Here is a 2,119-nt window from a genome sequence, read left to right on the forward strand (position 1 = left end):
TGGAACCGAGCAGGAACACCGCCGGCAACGGCACGCCGGCCGGTGACGCGATGAGCTCCCGGTACGGGTCGTCCGGGTCCAGCGGCAGCCGGCCGCCGACGCCGAGCAGCTGCCGCAGATGCTCGCCGAACCTGTCGAGCGCGTCGGGGAAGCGCAGCAACGCGTCGCGGGTGGGATCGTCACCGGTGCCGGTGGAGCGGCCCAGGCCCAGGTCGATCCGGCCCGGGTGCAGCGCCTCGAGGGTCCGGAACTGCTCCGCGACGTGCAACGGCGTGTGGTTGGGCAGCATGATGCCGCCGGAGCCCACCCGCAGCCGGCTGGTGCGGTCCGCGATGTGACCGATGAGGATCTCCGGGGCGGCGAAGGCCATGTTGCGTACCCCGTGGTGCTCGGCCACCCAGAACCTGGTGTAGCCGATCTCCTCGGCCAGCCGGGCGAGCTCGACCGAGTGGCCGATGGTCTGCGCAGGGCTGGTCTGCGCGGAGACCGGGCCCTGGTCGACGATGGAGAGGGCGACCATCACAACGCCTTCGCCAGCGGCCGGCGGGTGGCGACGTCCGGGATCGGCAGCCCGTAGTGCTCGCGCAGCGTCCTTCCCCGGTACTCCGAGCGGAACAGGCCGCGGCGGCGCAGGACCGGCACGACGTGATCCACGAAGGCCGGCAGCCCATCGAAGGTGACGTCCGGCATGAGGGTGAACCCGTCCACGACGCCGGCGGTGAACCAGGTCTGGATCAGGTCGGCGACCTGCTCGGGGTCGCCCACGGCCACGACGTGGCCGCCACCGCCGCCACGCCGGATGATGTCCCGTACCGTCTGCCCCTCCAGGGCGCGGCGCGCGGCCGGGCGGGCATGGCCGTGGACGGCGTGCAGCCTGCCCCGCAGGGCGGGTGACACCGGCCGGTCCAGCTCCAGGTCGTCGGGGTTCAGCGCGAGCTGCGCGGCCAGCCCGCGCACCGCGCCGCGGGTGCCGGACAGCTCGTCGAGGGCCTGGCGTCGTTCGAGGGCCTCCCGCTCGGTGCCGCCGACCGAGGTGACCAGCCCGGGCAGGAAGCGCACCGCGTCCGCCGGGCGGCCGAAGGCCACCGCCCGGGACCGGACGACGTCCAGCTCGGCGCGGGCCGTGTCGATGTCGACCACGGCCGTGAACATCGCCTCGCCGGTGCGCGCGGTCAGCGTGCGCATGTCGTCGGAGACGCCCGCGTGGTACAGCACCGGGTAGCCCTGCTCGGACGGCGGGAGGCTCAGCGGCCCCCGCACGCTGAAGAACTCACCGTGGTGGTCGATCGGCCGGATCCTCGCCATGTCGGCGTAGAGCCCGGATGCCACGTCGGCGGCCAGCGCGTCCGGAGCCCAGCTGCGCCACAGGTCGAGCACGACCGCGACGAACTCCTCGGCCTTGGCGTAGCGGGCGCGGCTGCTCGGCTCGTCCGCGACGAAGTTGCCGGCCACGCGGGGGCCCGAGGTGGTCACCGCGTTCCAGCCGGCCCGGCCATGGCTGATCAGGTCCAGCGCCCGGAACCGGCGGGCGATGTTGAACGGCTCGTTGAACGTGGTCGAGGCGGTGCCGACCAGCCCGATCCGTTCGGTGACCACCGCCATCGCGGTCAGGATCAGCGTCGGTTCGAGGCCGTTGAGCTGCGGATAGTCGTCGATGTCGGCGTGCAGGCCCGGGACGTCCGCCAGGAAGATGGAGTCGAGCCGCCCACGCTCGGCCACCTGCGCCACCTCGAGGTAGCCCTCGATGCGGGAGAACGCCAGTGGGTCCGCGCCCGGCCATCGCCACGCCCCCGGATGGTGCCCGGCTGCCACCGGGTGAACGCTGAGGTGCAGTTCGCGTCCACCCAGATCTGACGACATTCGCTCCTCCGTTTCTCGCGGGACACGCCGCGGGTACCGCACGGATGCTGACATCCGGTTCTAAAGCGATCCTTGAGCCGGGCCGGCCGGTGGCCTAGCTCACCCAGACGTCCGGTAGCACCGGCAGGTTCCCGGCGCCCAGTTCGAAACCCTGCACCCGCTGCTGCACACCGTAGGTGCGCTTCGACACGAAGGTCGGCAGGACGTAGGCCTCGGTGAGGGCCTTGCGCTGCACCTTGCCGTACAGCGCGTTCTGGCC

General features: G+C 72.5%; 2 protein-coding genes. Both read right to left on the bottom strand.

Annotated elements, in window-relative coordinates; all coding sequences use genetic code 11:
* Positions 1-520, bottom strand: a 520-nt coding sequence (locus DD1DGNOD_RS10835; RefSeq protein WP_131770037.1) for an MsnO8 family LLM class oxidoreductase, incomplete at its 3' end; no start/stop codon positions are given.
* Positions 520-1,860 (bottom strand): NtaA/DmoA family FMN-dependent monooxygenase, encoded by a 1,341-nt coding sequence (locus tag DD1DGNOD_RS10840; RefSeq protein WP_131770030.1) that lies wholly within the window; start codon positions 1,858-1,860, stop codon positions 520-522. The genes DD1DGNOD_RS10835 and DD1DGNOD_RS10840, both read right to left, overlap by 1 nt.
* Positions 1,861-2,119 lie beyond the last annotated feature (259 nt).

The sequence above is a fragment of the Candidatus Protofrankia californiensis genome (genome assembly GCF_900634765.1).
GTDB classification, from domain to species: domain Bacteria; phylum Actinomycetota; class Actinomycetes; order Frankiales; family Frankiaceae; genus Protofrankia; species Protofrankia californiensis.

Excerpts from the sequence above, each read along its gene's own strand:
- DD1DGNOD_RS10840 (WP_131770030.1), bottom strand. The coding sequence starts at position 1,860 with ATGTCGTCAGATCTGGGTGGACGCGAACTGCACCTCAGCGTTCACCCG.